The following is a 22,822-nucleotide window of genomic DNA, read 5'->3' as shown; positions in this document are numbered from 1 at the left end:
TTATCCTGCGCCGGTGGAGGTCGCGGCGCAGGACGAGCGGTTGGCCGCGGACCTGGGTCGCTGGCTGGCCGAGGTGACCTTCGTCGACCTGGACACCGACGAGGTCACCGCGCGGGTGATCGACTCGGTGGTGCGGTGGGCCGAGGCCCAGGGCTGGCGGGTCTACCGGCGCGCGCCCAGCGTGCTGCCGTTGCCACCGCCGCTGGAGCAGCGGCACTCGGTGCTCGACGTGGCGTGTGCCCGTCCCGACGGCCCACCCGTCGTGGTGGAGGTCGACCACACCGACCGGGCCCGGACGGTGCAGAAGCTGCGCGCGGAGGCGGACGCCGGCCGGATCCCGATCTGGGTGCGGTGGGGCGTCGGGCGTTTCACCGCGCCGTCACCGCCGGTGCGGATGGTGACCGTCGAGGTGACCCGGCGGGCCGGTCCGGCCGGGCGCGGACGGCTGCACAGCCGCGGCGGTGACCGCCCCGCCCCGGCCCACTCGACCGGCGGCGGCACGGTGACCCCGCAGGCGCTGCCGATCCCGTTGACCGACCCGGCGCAGGGCCGGGCCGACGACGCGGGTAAGAGCACCTGAAGCGAATCGTAAGCGGGCTCCGGCAGAGTTCTGGGTGTCACCGGAGAGCACGACAGACACCCAGGAGATCCCGATGCGCAAGCTCGTCAACTCGACCTACATCACCCTCGACGGCGTCATCGACAACCCGATGTGGACCGCGCCGTACTTCGACGAGGAGGCCGCCAGCCTGGCCGGGGCGCAGACCGAGGAGGCCGACGCGATGCTGATGGGCCGGGCCACCTACGACGGCATGTCCGCCGCCTGGCCGAACATGGACGAGAGCGACCCGACCACTGGCGCCGCGTACTTCAACAACGTCAAGAAGTACGTCGCCTCGACCACCCTGACCAACCCCACCTGGAACAACACGGAGGTGCTCCAGGGCGATCTGGTCGAGGCGGTCACCGCGCTCAAGGCCCAGCCGGGCAAGAACATCATCCAGTACGGCTTCGGCTCGGTCACCGCCCAGCTGATCCGCGCCGGGCTGGTGGACGAGGTCCGGTTCTGGATCCACCCGGTGCTGGAGGGCAGCCCCAGCCTCACCGCGCCGCTGACCGAACTCAAGGCGTCGTTCGACCTGGTCGACACCCGGGTGCACAAGAGCGGCGTGATCGTCGCCTCGTACCAGCCGAAGGTGACCTCCTGAGCACCGGTCAGAGCTGGGCCCGGGCCTCGCCCGGGCTCAGCCGCGCGCCCTCGGCGAGCAACGCGTCGAAGCGCTCCGGTCCGAGTTCGGCCCGCAGTCGCGCGGTCACCCGGTCGGTGTCGTCGCGTTCGGCCGGCGCGGCGGGGGACTGCGTGGCGAGCCGGGCGGCGGCCGCGGCACCCAGCAGCCGGGCGGCGACCTCGGGGGAGCGCACCGCCGCCGCCATCCCCTCCAGTGGGTTGATCGCGTCCCGCATCGTCGCCATCGCCTCGGCGACCTCGAACGCCTCGATGTGCAGGGCCAACGCGGCGTCCGGGTCGCCGCCCTGCTCGACCGCGTAACCCAGCTCCACCAGCACCATCGGCAGGTAGAGCGCGGGTTGGCTCTCTCCCCGACCCAGGTCGGCGAGGTGGCTGAGGTGGGTGACGGCCAGATCGAGCTTGCCGTCGCGGCGGGCCGCCAGCCCGAGGCTCATCTCCGCGAAGATCAGCGCGCCGGGCGAGCCCTGCTCCACCGCCAGGTCATAGGCGCGTTCGGCCAGTTCCCGACCCTGGGCGTAGTCGCGGGTCTGCACGGCGAGCCAGGCCAGCCAGGACAGCTCAGCGCAGACCTGCGGCCACAGCGCCAACTCCTCGGCCCAGCGCAGCCCCTCCCGGTGCAGCGCGGCGGCGCGCTCGTGCTCGCCGCGCATGTCGGCCAGCCCACCCACCCACTCGGTCGCCCGGAGCCGACCCCACCGGTCGCCGAGGTCGGCGAAGAGCGCGGCGCTGCGGGTCGCGGTGTGCTCCAGGGTGGCCTGGTCACCGTTGGCGTGGGCGATGTGGGCCAGGGAGGTGAGCACCGCGGCCTCGGTCCACGGGTCGGTGGCGGCGGTGGGCAGCAGCTCCGACACCAGGGCCAGGTCGCCGTGTTCGATCACCGCGTTGGCCGCGAACCAGGCGGCGTGGCTGTCCGGGTCGCCGGCCACGGCGGCGCGCACGTCGTCCGGTGCGATCACCTCACCCTGCGACAGGGCGAAGCCGACCCGCCAGGGGGCCGCGCGGGCCTCCTGCTCCGGGTCGCCGGGCACCGCCAGCGCCCGCCGTGCCTCGGTGAGCCGGCCGCGCAGGAACCAGTACCAGCTCAGTGCGACCGCCAGGCGCAGCCCACCACCGTGCGTCAGCGCCGACCGCAGGTTCGCCAGCTCGGTGTCGAGCAGCGCCAGCCAGCGTTGCTGGTCGGCCCCGCGCAGCCCGGGGTCGGCCCGTTCGGCCAGCTCGGTGTAGTAGGTGGCGTGCCGCCCGCGTACCTCGTCGGCGTCGGTGAGGCGTTCCAGGCAGAACGCGGCCACCGATTCGAGCAGCCGGTAGCGGGGGGCCGCGCCGGAGTCGTCGAGCACCACCAGGGACCGGTCCACCAGCCGGGCGAGGGCGTCCAGGTCGGTTCGGCAGACCTGTTCGGCGGCCTCCGGGGTGCAGCCGTCCGGGAACACCGCCAGTTGGGCGAGCACCACCCGGTCGGACCCGTCCAGGAGGTCCCAGCTCCATCCGATCACCGCGGTGAGCGTCCGCTGTCGCGGTGCCACGTCCCGCTGCGCGGTGGTGAGCAGCCGGAACCGGTCGTCGAGCCGGTCCACCACCCCGCGTACGCCCAGCGCGCGGACCCGGGTCGCAGCCAGCTCCAACGCCAGCGGCAGACCGTCGAGGCGGCGGCAGAGCTGGGCCACCGCCGTCGCGGTCTGCCCGTCGAGGCGGAAACCGCGTTGCTGCGCGGCGGCGCGGGCGACGAACAACCGGGCCGCCGCCGAGCGCCGGACCGCGTCCAGGTCACCGTCGTCGGGCACCGGCAGCGGGGGTACCTCCCAGAGCAGCTCACCGGTCAGCCCGAGTGGCTCTCTGCTGGTGGCCAGCACGCTCACCCCGGACATGTCGCGCAGCAGCCGGGCGACCAGCTCGGCGACCGGTTCGATGACGTGTTCGCAGTTATCCAGCACGAGCAGCAGTTGCCGGTGCCGCAGTGCCGTGACCACCCGGTCGGCGGGGGAGTGGGTCGTTCCGGCGGCCTCGTGGGCGCCCAGAGCGCCGAGCACCTGGTCGGCGACGCGCGCGTCACCGGCCGGGAGCGGGGCCAGCTCGACCAGGAGGACACCGTCCGGGTAGGACGTCGCGCGGGCCGTCTCGGTGGCCAGTCGGGTCTTGCCGACGCCGCCCGGCCCGACCAGCGTGACCAGCCGCTGCCGGGGCAGCAACGCCCGCAGCTCGGCCAGCGCCTCGTCCCGCCCGATCAACTCGTCGAGCGCGGCCGGCAGGTTGTTCCGGATGATCGCCGCCTTCGGCGGGGCGTTCAGGCCGGCGTCCTGTTCGAGGATCCTGCGGTGCAGCGCGACCAGCTCGGGGCCGGGATCGAGGCCCAGCTCCTCGGCGAGCCGGGCCCGCAGCTCGGCGTAGCTCTCCAACGCCTCGGACTGGCGGCCGGCCGCGTACAAAGCGCGTAGCTGCACCGCCCGCAGGCCCTCGCGCAGCGGATGTTTGGCGACCAGCTCGGCCAGGTCCGCGGCCACCAGGTCATGCTCACCCCGGGCCAGCCGGGCCTGCGCCAACCGTTCCTGAACGACGAGGCGCTGCTCGGCGAGGCGGGCCGCCTCGGCCCGCGCGAACTCGGCGTCGGCCACGTCGGCGTACGCCTCGCCGCGCCACAACGCGAGGGCCTCGGTCAGCCGTTCGACGTCGGCGCAGCGGGCAAGCTCGTCGAAGCGGTCGACGTCGACCGCGTCGACCCGCAGCAGGTAGCCGGGTGGCCGGGACTCGACCAGATCGCGGGCGCCGGGCTCGGCATCGTTGAGCGCCTTGCGCAGCTGCGAAACCCGCACCTGGAGGGCGCCGGCCGGATTGGCGGGGGCGTCGTCACCCCACAGGTCGTCGATGAGACGGTCCGCCGAGACCACCTGGTTGCGGTTGGCCAACAGGTCAGCCAGCAACGCCCGCACCTTCGTGCCGGGCACCACCACCGGCTCGCCGGTGTCCGTGGTCACGGCGAGCGGCCCGAGCACCCCGAACTGCACGGCGGTCATCCTAACGCCGGTACGGTGACCTGACGCAGACCGTGAACGGGCGGGGACATGGGCACCTTTCCGCGACGTAGGGCGGCGCGCGATCTTGCACTTTCGACGGCGGCATACGTCGTGAAAGCCGCATTACGGCTACACGAAGTGCAAGATCGCGTGAGGTTGAAGTCGGGCGAGCTGCGGGGACGGCGCCCGCCTTGATCCGGGCTTGTCGGAGTTCGCCGATCGGCCCGGCACCAAGTTCGCCGCCCGTGGTCATGGCGGGCGGCCCAATTAGCGGGTAGAAACATGTCAACCCCTTCCGGCCCGGCCCAACCTCCGGCGGCAGGGATCAGAGAGCGCTCTCACCGCCCCAGCTGCGCCGGAGTCACGCCCGGCCAGCGGAGAGGACGAACCAGATGACAAGCCCGTCCCGACGTACCCTCACTCTTGCTCTGGTGGTGACCACCGCCGTCGTCATGACCAGCACGGCGGCCAGCGCCGGCCGCCCGACGCACGGCGCACCCGACTTCGGCCCGAACGTGACGATCTTCGACCCGTCCATGCCGGTCGCCGAGATCCAGCAGACCCTCGACGCGGCGCACGCCCGGCAGGTCGACAACGAGATGGGCACCGAGCGGCACGCCTACCTGTTCAAGCCCGGCACGTACGGCAAGGCCGCGCAGCCGTTGCAGGCCAAGGTCGGCTACTACACCGAGGTGTCCGGCCTGGGCGCCTCGCCCACCGACGTCACCATCAACGGCAAGCTGGAGGTCTACAACCGCTGCCTGGCCGACGGCGGCACCGGCAACTGCCTCGCGCTGGTCAACTTCTGGCGCACCCTGTCCAACCTCTCGCTCACCATCAACGCGACCGGTCAGGACGACTGCCGGTCGTCGGCGAACTTCTGGGCGGTCTCTCAGGCGGTTTCGATGCGCCGACTGAACATCGGCGGCGGCGGTCTGTCGCTGATGGACTACTGCACCGCCGGCCCGCAGTACGCCAGCGGCGGGTTCATCGCCGACTCACGGCTGCCGGCCACCACGAACGGTTCGCAGCAACAGTGGTTGACCCGCAACAGCGAGGTCGGCGGCTGGTCCAACGCGGTGTGGAACCAGGTGTTCGCGGGGGTCGAGGGCGCACCGGACGACGCCACGTTCCCCGATCCGCCGTACACCACCCTGGAGACCACCCCGCTGAGCCGGGAGAAGCCCTACCTCTTCGTCGACGGCAAGGGCCGCTACCAGGTGCGGGTGCCCGCCGCGCAGCGCGACAGCCGGGGCGTCTCCTGGGCTGACGGCATCACGCCGGGGCGCACCATCGGGATCGGCGACTTCTTCATCGCCAAGCCGTCGGACTCGGTGCGCGTCATCAACAGCCAGTTGGCGCGCGGCAAGCACCTGCTGCTCACGCCCGGCACGTACGACATCGCGCGCAGCATCGAGGTTCGGCGTCCGAACACCGTGGTGCTGGGGATCGGGCACGCCACGCTGACCGCCGTGAACGGCGCGATCCCGCTGGACGTGGCCGGTGTTCCCGGGGTGATCGTCGCCGGTGTCACGATCGACGCCGGCCTCGTCGAATCGCCGGTCCTGCTGCGGGTCGGACGTGAGCACGGCCGCAACGCGAGCAGCCCGCACAACCCGACCACGCTCTCCGACGTGTACTTCCGGGTCGGCGGCCCGCACATCGGGCGGACGAACACCGCGCTGGAGGTCAACAGCGACAACGTACTCATCGACCACACCTGGGTGTGGCGCGGTGACCACGGCGTCGAGGGCTTCACCGAGGGCGTCAACGGTGACACCGACCGCTGGCGTACCAACACCGGTCGCTACGGGGCCGTCATCAACGGCGACCACGTGACAGCGACCGGCCTCTTCGTCGAGCACTTCCAGCGCTACAACACGGTCTGGAACGGCGAGCACGGCACCACGATCCTCTACCAGAACGAGCTGCCGTACGACCCGCCGACGCAGGCCGACTGGATGAACGGCGCGGTCGAGGGCTGGGCCGGGTACAAGGTCGGTGACCGGGTGCGTCACCACACCCTGTACGGGGGCGGGGTGTACGTGTTCAACCAGAACAACCCGTCGATCCACACCGAGAACGGCTTCGAGGTCCCGAACCGGCCCGGGGTGCGGCTGCACCACGTCATGACCGTCAATCTCAGCGCCGGCACGATCGACCACGTGGTCAACGGCGTCGGGGACGCGGCCGACATGACCAGGGTCGGCGCTCCGGTGTACCTGACCCAGTACCCGACCCCGTAGCGGGGACCGGGCGTACCACGGGGCCGGAGCCGGCGATGGCTCCGGCCCGTCGGTACGAGGCGCGGGTGACGCGGCGCGGCGAGATTCCGTGTCAGCGGTCAGCGGTCAGCGGTGAGCGGTCAGCAGCAGCACCTGCACCGCTGAGACCTTCCCCCACGCGCCCGGCTCCCCTTCCGCTGTGCCGGACGCACGCGGGGCGGTCCGGTGCTCGTCACCGTTTCTTTGCGCTCCTTGGGCCCATATGTAGTTCAGTTGCCGACCTCGAGGGCGGCCATGAACGCCGGCGGGTATCGGTCTCCACGGGCTGACCCGGCCGGCACAGCCTTCTCGATCTCGGCGAGGTCGTCGCCGGTCAACTCCAGGCCGATCGACGGGAGGGCCTCGGCCAGCCGCTCCCGGGTGCGGGCGCCGATCAGCGGGACGATGCGCTCGCCCTGCGCGGCGACCCAGGCGATCGCCAACTGGGCGACCGTGTAGCCCTTGGCCTCGGCGACCCGGCGCAGCGCGTCGACCAGGGCCAGGTTGTGCGCGGCGTTCTCGTCCGAGAAGCGTGGGCTGTGGTTGCGGTGGTCGCCGTCCCGGCCGGGCGCCCAGTGCCCGCTGAGCAGGCCCCGGCTGAGCACGCCGTACGCGGTCAGCCCGATGCCCAGCTCACGCAGCGTCGGCAGCACCTCGGCCTCGATCCCCCGCGACAGCAGCGAGTACTCGATCTGCAGGTCGGCGATCGGGTGCACGGCATGGGCCCGGCGGATCGTGGCCGCCCCGGCCTCGGACAGCCCGGCATACAGGACGTACCCCGCCTCGATCAGCTCCTTGATCGCGCCGATGGTGTCCTCGACCGGCACCTGCGGGTCGACCCGGGCCGGGCGGTAGATGTCGATGTGGTCGACCCCGAGGCGGGTCAGCGTGTAGGACAGGAAGTTCTTGACCGCCTCGGGCCGCCCGTCGGCGCCGGAGAAGCGCATGCCCGGCCCGACCAGTTGACCGAATTTGACACTGAGCTGATAGCTGTCCCGGTCCCGGCCGCGCAGCGCCTCGCCGAGCAGCAGCTCGTTGTGGCCCATGCCGTAGAAGTCGGCGGTGTCGATCAGCGTGACGCCGGCGTCCAGCGCGGCATGCACGGTGGCGATGCTCTCGCCGCGGTCGGCCGGCCCGTACGAGCCGGACATGCTCATCCCGCCCAGACCCAGCGCGGAGACGATCGGACCGTGCGCACCAAGAGTTCGTTTCTGCATGTCCCCAGCCTGCGCCGGATCCGCCGGGCCCGGGAGCGGAGCGCTTATCGTGGGAGCGCCGCTCCCTGTCTCCCAGGCGACCTGACGCGGGATTATGGTCGCATGGAACGTGACGAGCTGGCCGATTTCCTGCGCCGCCGCCGGGAGGCGATCCGCCCGGCCGAGGTCGGCCTGTTCGACGGGCCGCGCCGCCGCACCACCGGACTGCGCCGGGAAGAGGTGGCGAGGCTGGCCGGCATGTCGGTGGACTACGTGGTCCGACTGGAGCAGGGCCGCAGCAGCCAGCCGTCGACGCAGCTGCTGGTCGCACTGGCCCGGGCGCTGCGGCTGTCCGACGACGAACGGGGCCATCTGTTCCGCCTGGCCGGGCACCAACCGCAGCCGGGTGCCGACACCGCCCGACTGGCCCGGGCCGGTCTGCTGCGGATGCTGGACTTGCTCGGTGACACCCCGGCTATGGTCATCTCCGACCTGGGCGTGGTGCTGGCTCAGAACCGGGCGTCGATGCTGCTGGCCGGTGATCACACCGGTTTCACCGGCTACCGCCGCTACCTGATCTATCGCTGGTTCACCGAACCGGACACGCACCCCGTCTCATCCGCTCCGGAACGCGAACGGCTAGGCCGGCAGCACGTGGCCGATCTGCGCGCCGTGGCTGGCCGAAGGGCAGGCGACCCGGAGGTCACCGGCCTGATCGCGACCCTCCGCACCGCCAGCGCCGACTTCGACCGGCTGTGGGCGGAACACGAGGTTGCGGTACGCCGCAGCGACCGCAAGACGTTCGAGCACCCGCGGGTCGGCCGGCTCACCATGGACTGCGAAACCCTGGTCACCCCGGATCTGGGCCAGCAGTTGCTGGTGCTGACGCCGGCCGACGATGAGGCCCGCGAGCGCCTGTCGCTGCTGCGGGTGCTCGGCACCGAGGAGTTCCCGACGCCGGTCACGACTGAAGGTCGATAACCCCTTTGCCGGTACGAATAGCGACGCCCGCAAAGACGCCACCTGCAGAAGGAGCCACCCGGCGAAGTGCACGACGAGCCTGCCAATCACGCGCTCGGGCGGTCCCGCGCTCGCGGGATAAAGGCCTGCATCCCGAGTACGTGACCGCGTACATCACCGCCGCTGAGCAGGGCGCGGCCGATGATGCCGACCGGCAGCACGGCTCAGGGCCAGCAGGAACGCGCCGGCACACGACACTCCGATGGCGGCGGCCAAGCCGACCGGCTCGGGCAGCAGGGTCACCACGGTCACCACTCCGCCCAGCCCGACGCCGGCGAGCAGCACACCGGGTGCGACGACCGGCACTCTCATCGCGGCAACCCCTCCAACAGGGAACGCGGCTGGACGCCCCGTGCCGACCAACTGTTGCGGGCGGCGACCTCCCGGCGGCGGGCGGCGTCGTTGGTGTGCTCAGCCACGGCCCGACCGTTCCACCGGCCGTGGCGCTCCGGCGGGCAGCAACTCGTCCTCGCCGAGGCGGCCGAGCACCGCGCGGGCGCGCTCGTCGTCGAGTCGCAGCAGGCGAGCGCCGGCGTGCCGGTCCAGCCAGCCACGCAGCGCGCCGGCCGCGATCCGCCGGTTGATCCAGTTGACCAGCGGCACCGAGTCACCCAGCGGCAGCGCGGTCGGTGCGATGGCGTGCCAGGCCGCCGAGCCGATCGGGCTCACCTCGCACCGCCAGCGCGGCCGGCGTCCCGGCGGGTCGACGAAGAGCAACCGTTGCCCGGGCGCCAGTTGCCCCAGCACCGTCGGATGCCCGTCGACAGACCAGCGGGTTCGGCTGAACAGCACCACCCAGTCGCGGGTGTCACCGTCGGGCAGCGGGCCGACGTCGCCGCGCAGCGCGGCGAACAGGTCGCCCAGGCCCAGCGGTACGGATCGACCGAAGAGTCGCTTGACCAGGTGGTCGGCGAGCAGCACGGCCCGGAACACCGGCAACCGGTACCGGGGCTGGGTCATCCGCAGATACCCGACCAGGCTGCCCAGCAGGTGTCGAAAGCGGATGGTCGGCCCGAGCAGCCGACAGGACGCGCCACGGCTGTGCGTCACCACCGCGTCCGGAAGCATCCACAGCTCGTGCCCGGCCTGGTCGAGCTGCCGCGCGAGGATCGCGTCGTTCCAGTAGACGGGGAACGTCTCGTCGAAGATGGTCTGCTGCCCGAGCACCGTGCGGCGCAGCAGCACGCAGCTGCCCGAGGCGAGTTGCCGGGGACGGCTGAAGTCCTCGCCCCGCATCTGGAACCGGTGCAGCGCCTGGCGGAACCCGGGCAGTCGGCGCAGCGCGGTCACCAGCGCGATGGTGGCGGCGAAGCTGGGCTGTTGAACGTAGTGCTGCTGGAAGGTGCCGTCCGGGTTGAGGTACAGCGGGCTGACCCCCGCGACGTCCGGCCGCTCCCGCAGATGATCGACCATTCGGGACAGCGCGCCCGGGTGGAACCGGATGTCGCTGCTGAGCAGCAGGATCAGCTGTCCGTTCGCCCGTCGGTACGCCTGGTTCACGGCGGCGGCGAAACCGTTGTTGTGCTTGTTGCGGATCAGTCGGACCCGGGGTTGATCGGCGAGCAGGTCGGCGGAGCCGTCGGACGAGCCGTTGTCGACGGCCACCACCTCGTAGTCCAGATCGGGATCGGCGGTCGACACCAGCGACTTCAGGCACTGGAGGGTCTGCTCGCGGGTGTTCCAGCTGACCAGCAGTACCGACAGCAGGGGAGCGCTCGTCACGCCACCGCCCGGTTGTCGCGGTGGCGGGCCCAGAGTCTCTCTCAACACGCCGTCCTCCCTCTCCGTCCGGTGCTCCCAGGGCATGCCGGCGGACACCCCCCCGGGGGAGAAAGTACTAGCGCGAAAGTGTGAATGGCGATGAATGGGTAAAAACACCTTTTTCCGCACTGGATTTCGCATATCTGTACAAGGCGTTCGGACTGATCGCCCGTTTGGTGGCCTTTGGTGGGTTACGGTCGTGTCCGGCCGTCCGGTTGCCGCAGCGGGCCGACCGTTCCGTCGTTCCGAGGAGTCCGACATGGACCTGCCCGTTACCGCCGTCGGTGGCGACCCGCCGACGGACCTGATTCCCGGGCGCGTGCTGGTGACCGGGGGCGCCGGCTTCATCGGCAGCCACGTGGTCGCCCGGCTGATGCTGATGGGAAGCCAGGTCCGGGTGCTCGACAACTTCTCCACCGGGCGGATCGAGAACCTGGCCGACGCCGCGTACGGCGGACTGACCGAGGCGGACGTCATCTCGGGTGACATCCGTACGCCGGAGGGCGTCGAGATCATCCACCAGTGGCAGCCGGACGTGGTGGTGCACCTCGCCGCACAGCCGAGCGTTCCCGCGGCCCATCGTTCACCCCTGTACGACGCCGACGTGAACGTGTTCGGCACCGTCAACGTGCTGGACGCCTGCGCACGAAGCGGCGTACGACTGGTGATCACCGCGGCCAGCAGCGCCATCTTCGGCAGTGTCGCCGCCCACGACCTGCCGGTCCGGGAGGACTACCCGATCGCCCCGGTGAGCCCGTACGGCGTCAGCACGGCCGCCGGCGTGCACTACCTCGACTGGTACGGGCGTCAGCACGGCCTGTCGTACACCTCGATGGTGTTCGGCAATGTCTACGGGCCGCGGCAGGAGGGCAACGACCGCGGCGTGGTGTCCCTCATGGTCGATGCGCTGCTCGGCGGCCGGCAGGTGGTGATCTACGACGACGGCACCCAGACCCGGGATTTCATCCACGTCAGCGATGTCGCCGAGGCGATCGCCGTCGCCTGTCACCACAACGGTGTGGGTGTGGTCAACATCGCCTCGGGTCGGCAGACGAGCGTCAACGAGGTGTACGACACGGTCCGGGAGGCGTCCGGCGTCGACAGCGCGGCCCGCTACGAGCCGCTGCCCTGGCCGGGCGAGGTGCGCAACATGGCGCTGGACACCAGGAAGGCGCGAGAGTTGCTCGGGTGGCACCCGAAGATCGGCTTCATCGAGGGCGTACGGATAACGGTGCGCGACGCCCGCCGCCGCCAGGCCCCAGGCCAGATCCTGTCCCCGCTGTGGGCACGGGAGCGGGCCGTCAGCCACTGACGACCCAGCGGGTAATTCCCGTTATCTGATCGGCATTTTCATCGATCAGTCTAACTCTTGCGGGCCGGCATCCACTGCTGCCACGATGGCCGTCAATGCCTTCCGTCCCGAAGGAGTGGTCCTCATGGCGGTGTCCCGCCGCAGGTTCGTCACATCGGTGCTGGCCGGGTCAGCCCTCGCCACCGCCTCCACCACCGAACTGCTCACCAGCATGTCCAGCCCCGCGCACGCCGCCAGTCCCCCCGGGGACGTGGTTGGCAAGGTGACGGTCGGCTACCAGGGCTGGTTCAGCACCCCCGGCGACGGGGCGCCGATCGGCGGATGGTGGCACTGGGGCCGCGACCGGTTCCAGCCGCCCTCACCCGCCAACACCACAATCGTGTCCTGGCCGGACATGCGCGAGTACACGCGCACCTATCCCACCGCGTACCCCAACCTGGGCAACGGCCAGCCGGCCACGCTGTTCTCCTCGTACGACCAGCAGACGGTGGACACCCACTTCCGGTGGATGCAGGAGTATGGCTGCGACACCGCCGCCCTGCAACGGTTCAACCCGATGGGCGACGAGGGCCCGACCCGCGACGCGATGACACAGAAGGTGCGCTCCGCGGCCGAACGGTACAACCGCAAGTTCTACATCATGTACGACGTCACCGACTGGCTGACCTTCCAATCGGAGATCAAGACCGACTGGACGACGAAGATGGCGGCGCACACCGCCTCCTCCGCGTACGCCCGGCAGAACGGCAAGCCGGTCGTCTGCATCTGGGGCTTCGGCTTCAGCGAGCCCAGCCGACCCTTCACCCCCGGGCCCTGCCTGGAGGTCATCAACTGGTTCAAGGCGCAGGGCTGCTACGTCATCGGTGGTGTGCCCACCTGGTGGCGGCAGGGCATCGAGGACTCCCGCCCCGGCTTCCTCGACGTCTACCACGCGTTCCACGCGATCTCGCCGTGGATGGTCTACCGGGCCAGGACCGTGGAGGAACTCGACTCGTACTACAACAACGTCAACGTCGGCGACATGGCCGACTGCGCGGCCCGCGGCATCGACTACCTGCCCTGCGTGATGCCCGGCGACCTCGCCGGAGGGCACCGCAAGCACGGCGACTTCTACTGGCGGCACATCTACAACATGGTCCGGCTCGGCTCCCAGGGCCTGTACGTGTCCATGTTCGACGAGTACAACGAGGGCAACCAGATCGCCAAGACGTCCGAGACGCAGGCCACCACCCCGGCCGGCGCGAACATCCGGGCCCTCGACGAGGACGGCGTCGCCTGCTCCTCCGACTACTACCTGCGGATCACCGCCGACGGCGGCCGGATGCTCAAGGGGCAACTCGCGCTCACCGCCGTCCGCCCGACCCCACCGATGGTCGGCACCCCGCCACCGGTCACCGGCAACCTGGCCGCCGGCCGACCCACCTCTGCCAGCAGCCAGGGCGGCGGGTTCCCCGCGTCGAACGCGGTGGACTCGAACGTCGGCAGCTACTGGGAGAGCGGCGGCGGCTCCTTCCCGCACTGGTGGCAGGTCGACCTCGGCGCCAGCCACCAGGTCAACAAGCTCGTGGTGCGGCTGCCCGCCGGATGGGGCGCGCGTACCCAGACGATCACCGTGCAGGGCAGCGTCGACGGCAGCTCCTTCGCCACCATCGCCGGGGCCTCCGCGTTCACCTTCGACCCGGCCACCGGCAACACCGTCACCCGCACGCTGACGACCACCACGGCCCGCTACGTCCGCCTCAGCATCAGCGGCAACACCGGCTGGCCGGCCGCCCAACTCGCCCAGGTCGAGGTGTACGCCGGCAGCACCGTCCCGGACAACCCGCCGACCACGCCGAGCGGCCTCACCGTGACCGGCAAGACCTCGACGAGCGTGTCCCTGGCGTGGACGGCCTCCACCGACGACACCGGGGTGACCGGTTACCAGGTACGCCAGGGCGGCACAGTGGTCGCCACCGTCACGGGCACCACGGCGACGGTGAGCGGGCTCAACCCGTCCACCGCGTACACCTTCACGGTTGTGGCCCGCGACGCCGCCGGCAACACCTCCGGCGCGTCCTCGGCGGTCACCGTCACCACCGACGCCGCGGCAAACTCGGACCTCGCCCGGGGTCGACCCACGGCGGAGAGCAGTCACGTCCAGAGCTACGCCTCCGGCAACGTGGTCGACGGTGACGCGAACAGCTACTGGGAGAGCGCCAACAGCGCGTTCCCGCAATGGGTGCAGGTCGACCTGGGTTCCTCGCGCTCGGTCGGGCGGGTGGTGCTGAAGCTGCCGCCGTCGTCGGCCTGGGGGAGTCGGACGCAGACTCTCGCCGTGCAGGGCAGTACCGACGGGGGGAGCTTCAGCACGCTCGTTGGCTCGGCGGGGCGCACCTTCAACCCGGCCACCGGCAATCAGGTGACGCTGACCTTCACCGCTGCCCAGACGCGTTACGTGCGGATCACCGTCACCGGCAACACCGGCTGGCCGGCCGGGCAACTGTCGACGCTGGAGGTCTACGCCAGCTGATCGAGCCGTGGGCGGCCGCCGGGGGAGCGGCGGCCGCCCATCTCATCGAACGGGCGTAGGCCGCACCTCGCCAAGGCCCACGTTAAGCGGGTCCTGGTCTGCTCTGTGGGATAGAGGTGGACCGGACGGACCGCCGCGCCAGCTGCGGCTCAGGCAAGTCTGACCGCGGCCTACCACCGGGCCGACGGGCCGCGCCAGGAAGACTAACGCCAGGACATGCGCGGCATTCGCGGCAGCAAGCAGGCGATTCGTGCGCCCGACACCCTTCTCGGGGGAAGGTCGCGATGGTCCATCAGGCGGCTTCCAGCACAGCGACGAGGCCGGTTTCCGGAGGGGTCTGTACGTCACCAGCGAGCCGTGCCCGATATGCCTAGTTGCCTGCTACTGGACGCGGCTTCCAAAGCTTGTGTTCGAAGCCACAAGCTGCGACGTGGCGATCTACGGGTTCGGAGGCCTACAGCTCTACCGCGAACCCATCTATCCAGAGGGCCGTTTTCTGCAGAAGGCGTGGCGGCGGCGAACTGTGAGCGCAGGCAGCCGCAGTGCTAGATTCTTGAACTCATCAAGTGTCGGCAGCAGTAGAGCCTAACTACTAGACGGATCCGCGTGCGAAGAAGAGTTTTTCCCTCCCACGAAATACCACTCTAGCTACTGCGCTCTACCGCTCGCGTGATCGCCCTCGCTGCAACGGTAGTAAAAGCGGATCCTCCGAAGGGTACGGCCGCAGTGACTATTCGTGCCACGTCTTGAATCAAGTCGGCTCGCTGCTGGACCTTCTCCAACCGCTCAGGGGTGACTCCCGAAATGCTACTTTCCATGCCGATTGACGGCCTGCCCTCGACCAGAACAGTAAGAGTGAGATCCAGCTTCCGGGATATAAAAGCTGGGCCAATCTCTAAGCCGCTTCCCGCCATAGCCACGACGGGAACCCGGAGACCTTCTGGGCTGGCGTCAGTCGCGAGAATCGCGATTACGGGAGCGGAAAGGTCAAGCCGAATAGGCTTTTGTTGATCAAAATCGCCGCTGACGATATCAACGTTACCCCGGCATGATAGGAGCACCTGCGCGATATACGGTTCACCCAAAAGGCTCCCCTTGTGGCGCAATTCCAAATCATCGCGAACGCCATCAGGCGCCGCCAGCAATGGAGTAACCTCCGGTAAGCCGAATATGAGTCGGCGCTCTGGTTGCTTCTGTCCACGGGAAGTTGCGAATGCGCCTGCAGCACCTACCATCAAGCCGGCGAGCCCGGTCAGGGCGGTCGCCCAAAATGAGCCAGCTGCATACCAGTCATCGGCGCTCAATAGTTGCACCTGAAACTAGTATCACAAGGCTGACGAGTTCGGAATAGCCTCATGTCCACGCTTCGAGACCGCTTCGCTACAGCCGACTGGTCGCCTGGATTCCAAGAGTTGTCCCGAGATGTACCTGTTAGATCCTTCTGTGCGCTTTCAGAGCGGCCCGCTCTGGTGGGAGACCGACGGCCTTCGCGGGGTACCTCACCCGTGGCGGTTCGAAGTTCGCAAAGACCTGGGCCAAGCCTTGCCGCCCGCCGCCGCGCCTTCGGGCTTCGGCCGCCAGCGCGGCGGTTACAGCCCGCCGGCAGCGCGAACACGAAGAAGCTCCGGGCCGCCGATGGTTAGCGGTTCCGGGGCTGCTACTGAAAGGGTCAGGTAGAGCTGGGGTCCGGGGGTGCTGACTCATCCGGGGAAGGCACTCGCCTCGCCAAGTACGCGATAAACGGTCCCGCCCCGAGCCGGGCATCGACGAGCCTTTGCAGAGCCTCCTCTAGGGAAACTTCATAGTCAGATTCTAAGCGGCTCTCGATATCGCGCTTCCGCGCGCGCATCTCTGCGGCTGTCTCCTTAAATACCGCCTCGTTTTTTGAGTGCTTGTATCCAAATATCACTTGCAGGAGAAGCGCAACCAGCAAAAGCGGACCGTAGAAGGCGGCGAACGTGCTGAGCAATACCGCCCAGCCCCCGGAGGGGGATATACCCGAAATGCTATTGCCGTAAAGCGACAACAGAGACATGTACGCAAAGTGCAAAAGGAATGGGTCGTCCGCAATCGTGAATTGCTGAGGAAGGGCTTTCCATAGGGCGTAATTGGCCAGCGTCAGAATTCCTGCGGACTGCAGGAAAAGCCAAACGAACGACATTACTGCCATTGCAAGTTCGGCACTCGTTCTCCGGTAGCGATCGAGCAAGACGACGTAGAAGTCTACAAGCTTTACCAGCAGTAGGCCCGAGGAGATCGAGAGACCAAACTTCTCAAGCTGCGCTTTATTGAACTTCACGACTTCGGCGCTTTTGAGCTGAGGATCAATCCCCACTGTAGTCCATAGACGTTCCGAGGTAAATTGCTTGCTAATGAAATCTTTCTGACTCCGCAAGAATATCGACGGCGTGAAGCTTCCTTTAAGCGCCACAAGATAGTGGTAGACCAGGGATCCGACCAGCAGTCCCGCCGCGCCACATAGCAGCGGAGCATTGTTTGATACTAGGATGATGAGCGCGAGGATCGATTCAGCAACGCGAATCGCAAAGTTGCGCTTGAACTTTCGGAAAAGCCTGAATCCAATACTCACCACAGCAAGCGCGAGAGTCCAACTCTTCCTCATGTAGAGCAGGCGGGGTATGTGCCAAAAGAATACAAAGAGTGGGAAGAAGGCGATGTAGGCCAGCCACAGGAACGCCTTTTTCGCGACTAAAATAAATGTCGCTAGCAGGGCGAGAATTACAAAGAATCGATAATCCACAAGAAACGTCAGCGATGGCGCCACACGCTCAAGCACCATCCTGTCAACATCGACGAGTGCGAGCTTCGTGACCGCGAGCAGCCAGACCGCAGAAGCAGCGATGTTCGCGATTCGAAAACGCCTACGCCAATTGACCTTTGGTTTATTCGGATCTTCCGGATCCCTCTTCGCGGCCTGAATAGGTGGATCCATCACGCTGGTATCCACTTTTTCCCAGATCGAGAGGATTGTCATTCAAGTACCTAAGCTGTTGGCGAGTGGATCGATGGATTCTAGTACCAGGACGCGCAGGATCGGGCTGCGACACACGAGGCGCGGCCTGCGTACTCCCGGCTCGATTGCGCAGGGCCTCCGGCGGGTCCTCAGGCGCTCTGGGATGGTTGGCGCCATCCCGACACCCTTCGTCCGGGCAGAGCCGAGCGGGCAGGGCCTGCCCGGTCAAGGTCGTTCACACGGTGGGGTGCTCCACCTTGACCGGGCAGGCCCCACCCACTCCACGGGGTGCGGACGAAGGCCGTCGGGATGGCTGAGGGGCGCAGCCGGGGGTGTGGGGGTGGGGCCGAAGACCATCGGGCACAACTGCGACCGGCAAGGGCTGTCAACCACTGTTAGGCAACGGCAAGGTTCGCCCAGGCCAGGACAGCGATCCGCCCGGTTGCGGATGATCCTCAAACCCCATGAGGGATTAGTTCCTGCAGTCTACGGCCAAGGCCCTGCTACCTGTTCTGCTCCATTGAAACGACCGAACCGCCAGCAAGGTACAGGGGAGCCTGGAGGTCACGAGCGCTCATCGCCGCACGAACTCGTGTGGCGACGTTGTCGGGGAGGCGCTGCTCGGCCTCTTGGGGCGAGATGAAGGCGGCCTCCTCCAACTCATGTCCCGCCAGGACGAGGCCATCGAGGTTGGCCATTGACCCGCAGTCGAACGTGAAGCTGACAATCGCGCGTGGCCGCTGCCCGGCGGGCGGCGCCCAGTCCACTACGAGGAGGTCACCCACCACCACAGAGATCCCCAACTCCTCTCGGATCTCACGGGCGCAGGCGTCGTGTGGGTATTCGCCCTCGTCGACATAGCCGCCGGGGAAGGCCCAGTGGTCGCGGTACGTGGGTTTGACGAGCAGCACGTTGCCGGCCGGGTCGGTGATGAAGGCCGCCGCGGCCGCGTAGAAGGAAGCCAGGTTGGCGTACCACGTGGCGGGCTCCGTCCAGGTCACCTCGGTGACGCTAGCGGACGGGGCCGGGTGGGGCTCTCGCGCTATGCGGCTGTCGGCAGGGTCGCGAGGCTGTGCAGGACCTCGTTGACCTGGGGCGACGCCTGCTGAGGGCTGAGCGTTGCGGTCAGTTCGCGGACGCGCTGTTGAACACGCGCCGAATGGATGCCCTCAGCGTGCTGTGCCAACTTCCGGCCCCAGTTGCAGGCGGCGTCGGTGTCCCCAGCGCGAGCATGAGTCACGGCGACGAGAGCGGTGTGCAGGGCACGCGTCCGGGTGTTCTCGCTTGCGAGGGTGAGAGCGTCCGTCGCGTGGTCAAGGGCCTGCGAATACAGCTTTAGGTCGCCCAGGCACCTCAATGCGGCTCCGGCGAGGTGGGCGGGGCTGAAGTAGGTGACCCAGTGCGGGCTGGGGACTGCGTCTGTGCGGTCGAGAGCACGCTCGGCTTTGGCGAGCGCGAGCTGGCAGCCACGTCGCTCGCCTGACTGCCCGTACGCGGTGGCGGCGGTGGCGTGCAGCCGAGCGAGCACGGCGGCCGGCGCACGCCCAGCCCCGTCGATGGCCGCTTCGGCGAGCCGGGCCGCGTCCCGGGAGTGGCCCAGGTGCACGGCCTGGGTGGCGAGGTTGGCCAGCAGGTGAGCGCCGTATAGGCGGTCATCGGCGGCCTTGGCGAGCCGCAGTGCGACGGTCACGTGTTGTTGGGCAGTGGCATGGTCGCCCGCGTCATACGACATGAAGGCGAGTTGTCCGCACAGTGTCGCAGTTGCCCGCATAAGGTCGCGTCCCACGGCTTCGGTGTAGCTGCCGTGCAGCATGGGTGCGACCTGGCGTACGAGGAAGTCGGCCATGACGGAACGGGTGCGCGGAGAGCCGCTGCCGTGGCGTCGATCGAGATCGGTGAAGTGGTCCGCCAGCGCGTACAGCGAGTGAACGTCGGTGGAGGTGATTTGCTGTCGGCCGCTCCTGCTGACGGTCACGTCGCTCGGGTCATACCGCCAACCGAGTGCCGCCTGTAGGGCTTTGCCGCTGTCGAACGGCCCGCTGACCTGTGAGCTGAGGTGCTTGGCGAGCCTCGTCCAGATCTGCTCGGCGGTATCGATCGCGCCGTCGATGGACGCGGGGTAGACGCACGTTCCGACGCTGTCGGGTGCGCCGAAGCCCAGCTCCTTGACGGCGACGGAGCGACCGAGCTTGCGGGTTAGGGTCTCGGCCATGGCCGCTTGGACGTGCTCGCCCGGCCGGCGACCCCGTAACCACCAGTAGACGCTGGAAGCGTCGTAGCGCCAAGCGCCCTCGTTGCGCCCGGCGTGGTTGAGCTGCCGAGCGAAGGCGGCGTGAGCGTTGCCGTAGCCGGCGGCAAGCAGCATCCCTTCGAATGCTGCGTTCGTCACCGGTCGCGCCATGGTTCCGCCTCCAGGTATCAGCCAACTACAACTAGTGATGAGCCTATGGGGTGATGCGGTCCTATGGGGACCTGCGCAACCCCGCGCAACCCACGTCCTGACCAGCGCAATCGCACGCATCGCTTGCCATCTGGTCCGTCGATCGGCGACCGGCTTCGGTGATTGCAGGAGTCCTGGGTGCCGGCGATGTCCTAGCGTCGCGCGCCGACTGACGGAGGTGGTGGGAATGCACGGCGACGAGCCGACGAGCATTGGCGAGGAGTGCGACGCGGTCGAGCGGGAGGCTGCCAAGCGGCGCCTTCTGGCGCAGGCTGAGGCGGAGCGCGTACCCGTGGAGGACACGACCCGTGCGGTCCCGGACCGGCGGTGGCGGCGTGACCAACGATGATGTTCCGATTGGTCGGCGGATGGCGCGGTGGCGGGTGCGGCGGTCGATGACGCAGCAGATGCTGGCCGATCGGCTGCGGAGGTCGAAGAGTTGGGTGGACAAGGTGGAGCGGGGTGTGCGCGCCCTGGACCGGTACTCGGTGATCCAGGAGCTGGCCCACGCCCTGCGGGTCGATCCGGAGGTGCTACTCGGGCAGCCCCGCAGCACCCCGGCGGGCACGCCGGATGGGGTGGACGACATCCGGGCCGCGCTCGCCCGCTACGACATCCCGCAAGCTCCGAAGCAGACCACGGAGGAAGCGAAAAGGCAGGTCGGGTACGCCTGGTTGAGCTACCAGCACGCGCACTACGGTCAATTGGTAAGGGTCCTGCCGAGTCTGCTCGACGCAGCCGAGGGCGCGCAGACACCAGAGCTGCGGGCACAGGCGTACCGGATCACCTCGTCGCTGCTGGTGAAGCTCGGCGAGGCCGACCTCGGCTGGCTGGCCGCCGACCGAGCGATGTCCGCCGCCGCCGACGACCCGATCCTGGCAGCAACGGCGACCATCTCGGTAGCCCAGGCGCTCCGGGCGTCAAACCGCGACCGCCTAGCCCTAACAGCGGCCCTAACCGCCGCGAACCGCATCCTCCCGGCCCCCTCCCAGCCGGATAATCATGAGGTTGGCGGGCCTCGTGGAGATCAAATCGCCCGTCAACCTCATGATCAACGAGGCGAGGGTGCGCCCGCGCGACAGCGACCGCCGGGGGAGTGGGCGGTGGGCGGGACGCTGCTGGTGCAGGCGGCATTGGCCGCCGCCGGCTGCGGCGAGCACCGCCAAGCCGACGAGTTGACCGACCGGGCTGCGGGCGTCGCCGCCAGCCTGAGGGGGTACGACGATCCGCACCGCACCAGCTTCGGGCCGGTTGCCGTCGAGCTGGCCCGGGTGCTTGTGGCGGCGCAACGGGGTGACACAGCCGAGGCGCTACAGCGGCACTCGACAGTGGTGCGGCGGGAGGGGTGGCGGCGGTTGCCGGCTGAGTATCGGGGCGCCTACCTGGTCGACGCCGCTCGGGCGTACCTCCAGGTGGGTGACCTGCGTGGTGCTGCTCGCGCCCTGGTCGATGCGGACAGCGTCGCGCCGGCAGAGGTTCGGTGCCGGCCGTTGGCGCGTACCGTGATCGCCGACGTTGCCCGTGCGCAGCCGGCGCCGGCCGGTGTGGCGCGACTGGCCACGGTGGTCGGCCTCACCCGCTGACGGACGCTCGTCGGTGCCTGTCATCGGCCGGGTGGATGTTGCGCACCAGGTCCGGCACCGACCCTTGGGGCTGCCACTCGTCGGATGGCCGCAACCATCCCAAGATGGCCGAGGCCCCGCCGGTAGTTTGCCTTTCAGTGAGCTTGAGGGCCGCTGGCTGCTTGCCGGGAGGCCGCCTGCCGCAGGCACTTGGCGACGATGCCACTGCCGGCGGCCATAGTTGCCAAACCCACCAGATAGAGCGTCGGCATCCCCTGGAAGAGGGCGTAGAACATGAGCGGAGCGCCGATACCCCACATCGCCGCACCGCAGAAGAACTGCCGTTTGCTGGCCCGGATCAGTGACATCAGCTTCACGCGGTCATGAGAGCACGTCGCTTCCCGCCTCCGCGTCGGCGCTACGGCCGATCCTGATTCCTCCCTCAACTACAGAACCCCGAACTGTCTTCGCTGGCGGCCCGGGGCTTCTTCGTGCGTCGTGCCGCAGACGGGGTTGCAACCGTCGGGGTGCGCCCGTGCGCTCGCGCTAAGGGCGCGGTATCCCGAGCGGTGACACGGTGATCGCCGATGTTGCCCGCGCGCGGCCGGCGCCGGCGGGCGTGGCGCGACTGGCCACGGTGGTCGGCCTCACCCGCTGACGGATGAGCGGCGTCGCACGTCGTCCGCCGGGTTGATGGTGCGCACCGGGTCGGGCACCGACCCCCGGGGCTGCCACTCGCGGGGATAGCCGAGGGAAACCTCCTCGAAACGCACCCCGTCGTGGAACGTGGTGCGGGGGATGTGCAGGTGCCCGTATACCACGGTGGACGCGCCGAAGCGCAGGTGCCAGTCGCTGGTGCGGACGGTGCCGCACCACTGGGCGAAGACGGGGTAGCGCAGGACGTCGGTGGGTTCCCGCACCAGTGGGTAGTGGTTGACCAGCACCGTCGGTAGCGCCGGGTCGCGCTCGGCCAGCCGGCGTTCGGTCTCGGCGACCCGGGCCGCGCACCACGCCTCCCGGCTCGGGTGCGGGTCGGGGTGCAGCAGCGCCTCGTCGGTGCACACCACCCCGGCGGCGTACGCGAGAGCCAGCGACTCCTCCTGGGTGTGCGCCTCGGGCACCCGGAACGTGTAGTCGTAGAGCACGAAGAGCGGGGCGATGGTCGCCGGGCCGCCGTCGCCGTCCCACACCGGGTACGGATCCTCCGGGGTGAGCACTCCCAGCCGCCGGCACATCCGGACCAGCTCGCGGTAGCGCTCCTCGCCGCGCAACGTGACCGGGTCGCGCGGTGGTGTCCACAGCTCGTGGTTGCCCGGTGCCCAGACCACCCGGGCGAACCGGCTGCTCAGTAGTCCGAGCGCCCACTCGATGTCGGCGAAGCGGTCGGCGACGTCCCCGGCGACGAGCAGCCAGTCGCCGTCGTTGTCCGGGTGCAGCTCCTGCACGAAGGCGCGGTTCTGTGGATGGCCGACGTGCAGGTCGCTGACGGCCCGCAATCGGGGCGGAAGGCTCACGCTCCGAGGC

16 protein-coding genes are annotated in these 22,822 nt (G+C 69.0%); 7 read left to right on the top strand and 9 right to left on the bottom strand.

Annotated features, from left to right (window positions below):
- The first annotated feature begins 13 nt into the window (after positions 1-13).
- Positions 14-580: a hypothetical protein gene (locus tag ACIA47_RS01920; RefSeq protein WP_396704651.1), complete on the top strand. Its 567-nt coding sequence runs from the start codon at positions 14-16 to the stop codon at positions 578-580.
- Positions 581-653: 73 nt separating this feature from the next.
- Positions 654-1,208, top strand: coding sequence for a dihydrofolate reductase family protein (locus ACIA47_RS01915; RefSeq protein ID WP_396704649.1), 555 nt, complete (start codon positions 654-656; stop codon positions 1,206-1,208).
- 7 nt (positions 1,209-1,215) lie between these two features.
- On the opposite strand, the gene ACIA47_RS01910 is transcribed toward ACIA47_RS01915, so the two are convergent.
- On the bottom strand, positions 1,216-4,257 hold the full coding sequence (locus ACIA47_RS01910; protein ID WP_396704647.1) for a BTAD domain-containing putative transcriptional regulator: 3,042 nt from the start codon (positions 4,255-4,257) through the stop codon (positions 1,216-1,218).
- A 392-nt stretch (positions 4,258-4,649) separates the two neighbouring features.
- On the opposite strand from ACIA47_RS01910, the gene ACIA47_RS01905 reads away from it, so the two are divergent.
- A complete protein-coding gene (locus ACIA47_RS01905) occupies positions 4,650-6,503 on the top strand; it encodes an adenylyl cyclase (protein WP_396704645.1) in 1,854 nt (617 codons plus the stop codon).
- A 248-nt stretch (positions 6,504-6,751) separates the two neighbouring features.
- On the opposite strand, the gene ACIA47_RS01900 is transcribed toward ACIA47_RS01905, so the two are convergent.
- Positions 6,752-7,738, bottom strand: coding sequence for an aldo/keto reductase (locus ACIA47_RS01900; protein WP_396704643.1), 987 nt, complete (start codon positions 7,736-7,738; stop codon positions 6,752-6,754).
- Between the two features lie 102 nt (positions 7,739-7,840).
- Here ACIA47_RS01900 and ACIA47_RS01895 point away from each other — a divergent pair, with 102 nt between their 5' ends.
- The gene (locus tag ACIA47_RS01895; protein ID WP_396704641.1) at positions 7,841-8,698 is read left to right on the top strand and encodes a helix-turn-helix transcriptional regulator; all 858 of its coding nucleotides are present in this window, start codon (positions 7,841-7,843) and stop codon (positions 8,696-8,698) included.
- A 153-nt stretch (positions 8,699-8,851) separates the two neighbouring features.
- Here the strand turns inward: ACIA47_RS01895 and ACIA47_RS01890 are convergent, their stop codons facing one another.
- Together ACIA47_RS01890 and ACIA47_RS01885 are read right to left on the bottom strand one after the other, a co-directional pair.
- Entirely contained in the window at positions 8,852-9,049 is a 198-nt protein-coding gene (locus ACIA47_RS01890) for a hypothetical protein (RefSeq protein WP_203121341.1), read from the bottom strand.
- A 99-nt stretch (positions 9,050-9,148) separates the two neighbouring features.
- Entirely contained in the window at positions 9,149-10,459 is a 1,311-nt protein-coding gene (locus ACIA47_RS01885) for a glycosyltransferase family 2 protein (RefSeq protein ID WP_203121343.1), read from the bottom strand.
- 298 nt (positions 10,460-10,757) lie between these two features.
- On the opposite strand from ACIA47_RS01885, the gene ACIA47_RS01880 reads away from it, so the two are divergent.
- On the top strand, positions 10,758-11,810 hold the full coding sequence (locus ACIA47_RS01880; RefSeq protein ID WP_396704638.1) for a GDP-mannose 4,6-dehydratase: 1,053 nt from the start codon (positions 10,758-10,760) through the stop codon (positions 11,808-11,810).
- 124 nt (positions 11,811-11,934) lie between these two features.
- The gene (locus tag ACIA47_RS01875) at positions 11,935-14,322 is read left to right on the top strand and encodes a discoidin domain-containing protein (RefSeq protein WP_396704636.1); all 2,388 of its coding nucleotides are present in this window, start codon (positions 11,935-11,937) and stop codon (positions 14,320-14,322) included.
- Positions 14,323-15,991: 1,669 nt separating this feature from the next.
- Here ACIA47_RS01875 and ACIA47_RS01870 read toward each other — a convergent pair.
- From ACIA47_RS01870 to ACIA47_RS01860, 3 genes are all read right to left on the bottom strand, one after another.
- On the bottom strand, positions 15,992-17,317 hold the full coding sequence (locus ACIA47_RS01870) for a hypothetical protein (protein ID WP_396704634.1): 1,326 nt from the start codon (positions 17,315-17,317) through the stop codon (positions 15,992-15,994).
- Between the two features lie 482 nt (positions 17,318-17,799).
- A complete protein-coding gene (locus ACIA47_RS01865) occupies positions 17,800-18,297 on the bottom strand; it encodes an NUDIX domain-containing protein (RefSeq protein WP_396704632.1) in 498 nt (165 codons plus the stop codon).
- A gap of 41 nt (positions 18,298-18,338) precedes the next feature.
- The gene (locus tag ACIA47_RS01860) at positions 18,339-19,697 is read right to left on the bottom strand and encodes a hypothetical protein (RefSeq protein WP_396704630.1); all 1,359 of its coding nucleotides are present in this window, start codon (positions 19,695-19,697) and stop codon (positions 18,339-18,341) included.
- A 407-nt stretch (positions 19,698-20,104) separates the two neighbouring features.
- Here ACIA47_RS01860 and ACIA47_RS01855 point away from each other — a divergent pair, with 407 nt between their 5' ends.
- A complete protein-coding gene (locus ACIA47_RS01855) occupies positions 20,105-21,319 on the top strand; it encodes a helix-turn-helix domain-containing protein (RefSeq protein WP_396705329.1) in 1,215 nt (404 codons plus the stop codon).
- 134 nt (positions 21,320-21,453) lie between these two features.
- Here ACIA47_RS01855 and ACIA47_RS01850 read toward each other — a convergent pair whose 3' ends face one another.
- Entirely contained in the window at positions 21,454-21,675 is a 222-nt protein-coding gene (locus ACIA47_RS01850) for a hypothetical protein (RefSeq protein WP_396704628.1), read from the bottom strand.
- Positions 21,676-21,945: 270 nt separating this feature from the next.
- The gene (locus ACIA47_RS01845; protein WP_396704626.1) at positions 21,946-22,812 is read right to left on the bottom strand and encodes a metallophosphoesterase family protein; all 867 of its coding nucleotides are present in this window, start codon (positions 22,810-22,812) and stop codon (positions 21,946-21,948) included.
- Positions 22,813-22,822 lie beyond the last annotated feature (10 nt).

Origin of the sequence: Micromonospora sp. NPDC051227 (genome assembly GCF_044455385.1) — a bacterium.
Classification (GTDB): Bacteria; Actinomycetota; Actinomycetes; order Mycobacteriales; family Micromonosporaceae; genus Micromonospora.
This window is presented reverse-complemented; position numbering and strand designations above follow the sequence as displayed.

What these genes read in the sequence shown, in the direction of transcription:
- ACIA47_RS01915 (WP_396704649.1), top strand. Translation starts at nt 654, where the DNA reads ATGCGCAAGCTCGTCAACTCGACCTACATCACCCTCGACGGCGTCATC.
- ACIA47_RS01910 (WP_396704647.1), bottom strand. Translation starts at nt 4,257, where the DNA reads ATGACCGCCGTGCAGTTCGGGGTGCTCGGGCCGCTCGCCGTGACCACG.
- ACIA47_RS01905 (WP_396704645.1), top strand. Translation starts at nt 4,650, where the DNA reads ATGACAAGCCCGTCCCGACGTACCCTCACTCTTGCTCTGGTGGTGACC.
- ACIA47_RS01900 (WP_396704643.1), bottom strand. Translation starts at nt 7,738, where the DNA reads ATGCAGAAACGAACTCTTGGTGCGCACGGTCCGATCGTCTCCGCGCTG.
- ACIA47_RS01895 (WP_396704641.1), top strand. Translation starts at nt 7,841, where the DNA reads ATGGAACGTGACGAGCTGGCCGATTTCCTGCGCCGCCGCCGGGAGGCG.
- ACIA47_RS01890 (WP_203121341.1), bottom strand. Translation starts at nt 9,049, where the DNA reads ATGAGAGTGCCGGTCGTCGCACCCGGTGTGCTGCTCGCCGGCGTCGGG.
- ACIA47_RS01880 (WP_396704638.1), top strand. Translation starts at nt 10,758, where the DNA reads ATGGACCTGCCCGTTACCGCCGTCGGTGGCGACCCGCCGACGGACCTG.
- ACIA47_RS01875 (WP_396704636.1), top strand. Translation starts at nt 11,935, where the DNA reads ATGGCGGTGTCCCGCCGCAGGTTCGTCACATCGGTGCTGGCCGGGTCA.
- ACIA47_RS01870 (WP_396704634.1), bottom strand. Translation starts at nt 17,317, where the DNA reads ATGACAATCCTCTCGATCTGGGAAAAAGTGGATACCAGCGTGATGGAT.
- ACIA47_RS01860 (WP_396704630.1), bottom strand. Translation starts at nt 19,697, where the DNA reads ATGGCGCGACCGGTGACGAACGCAGCATTCGAAGGGATGCTGCTTGCC.
- ACIA47_RS01855 (WP_396705329.1), top strand. Translation starts at nt 20,105, where the DNA reads ATGGCGCGGTGGCGGGTGCGGCGGTCGATGACGCAGCAGATGCTGGCC.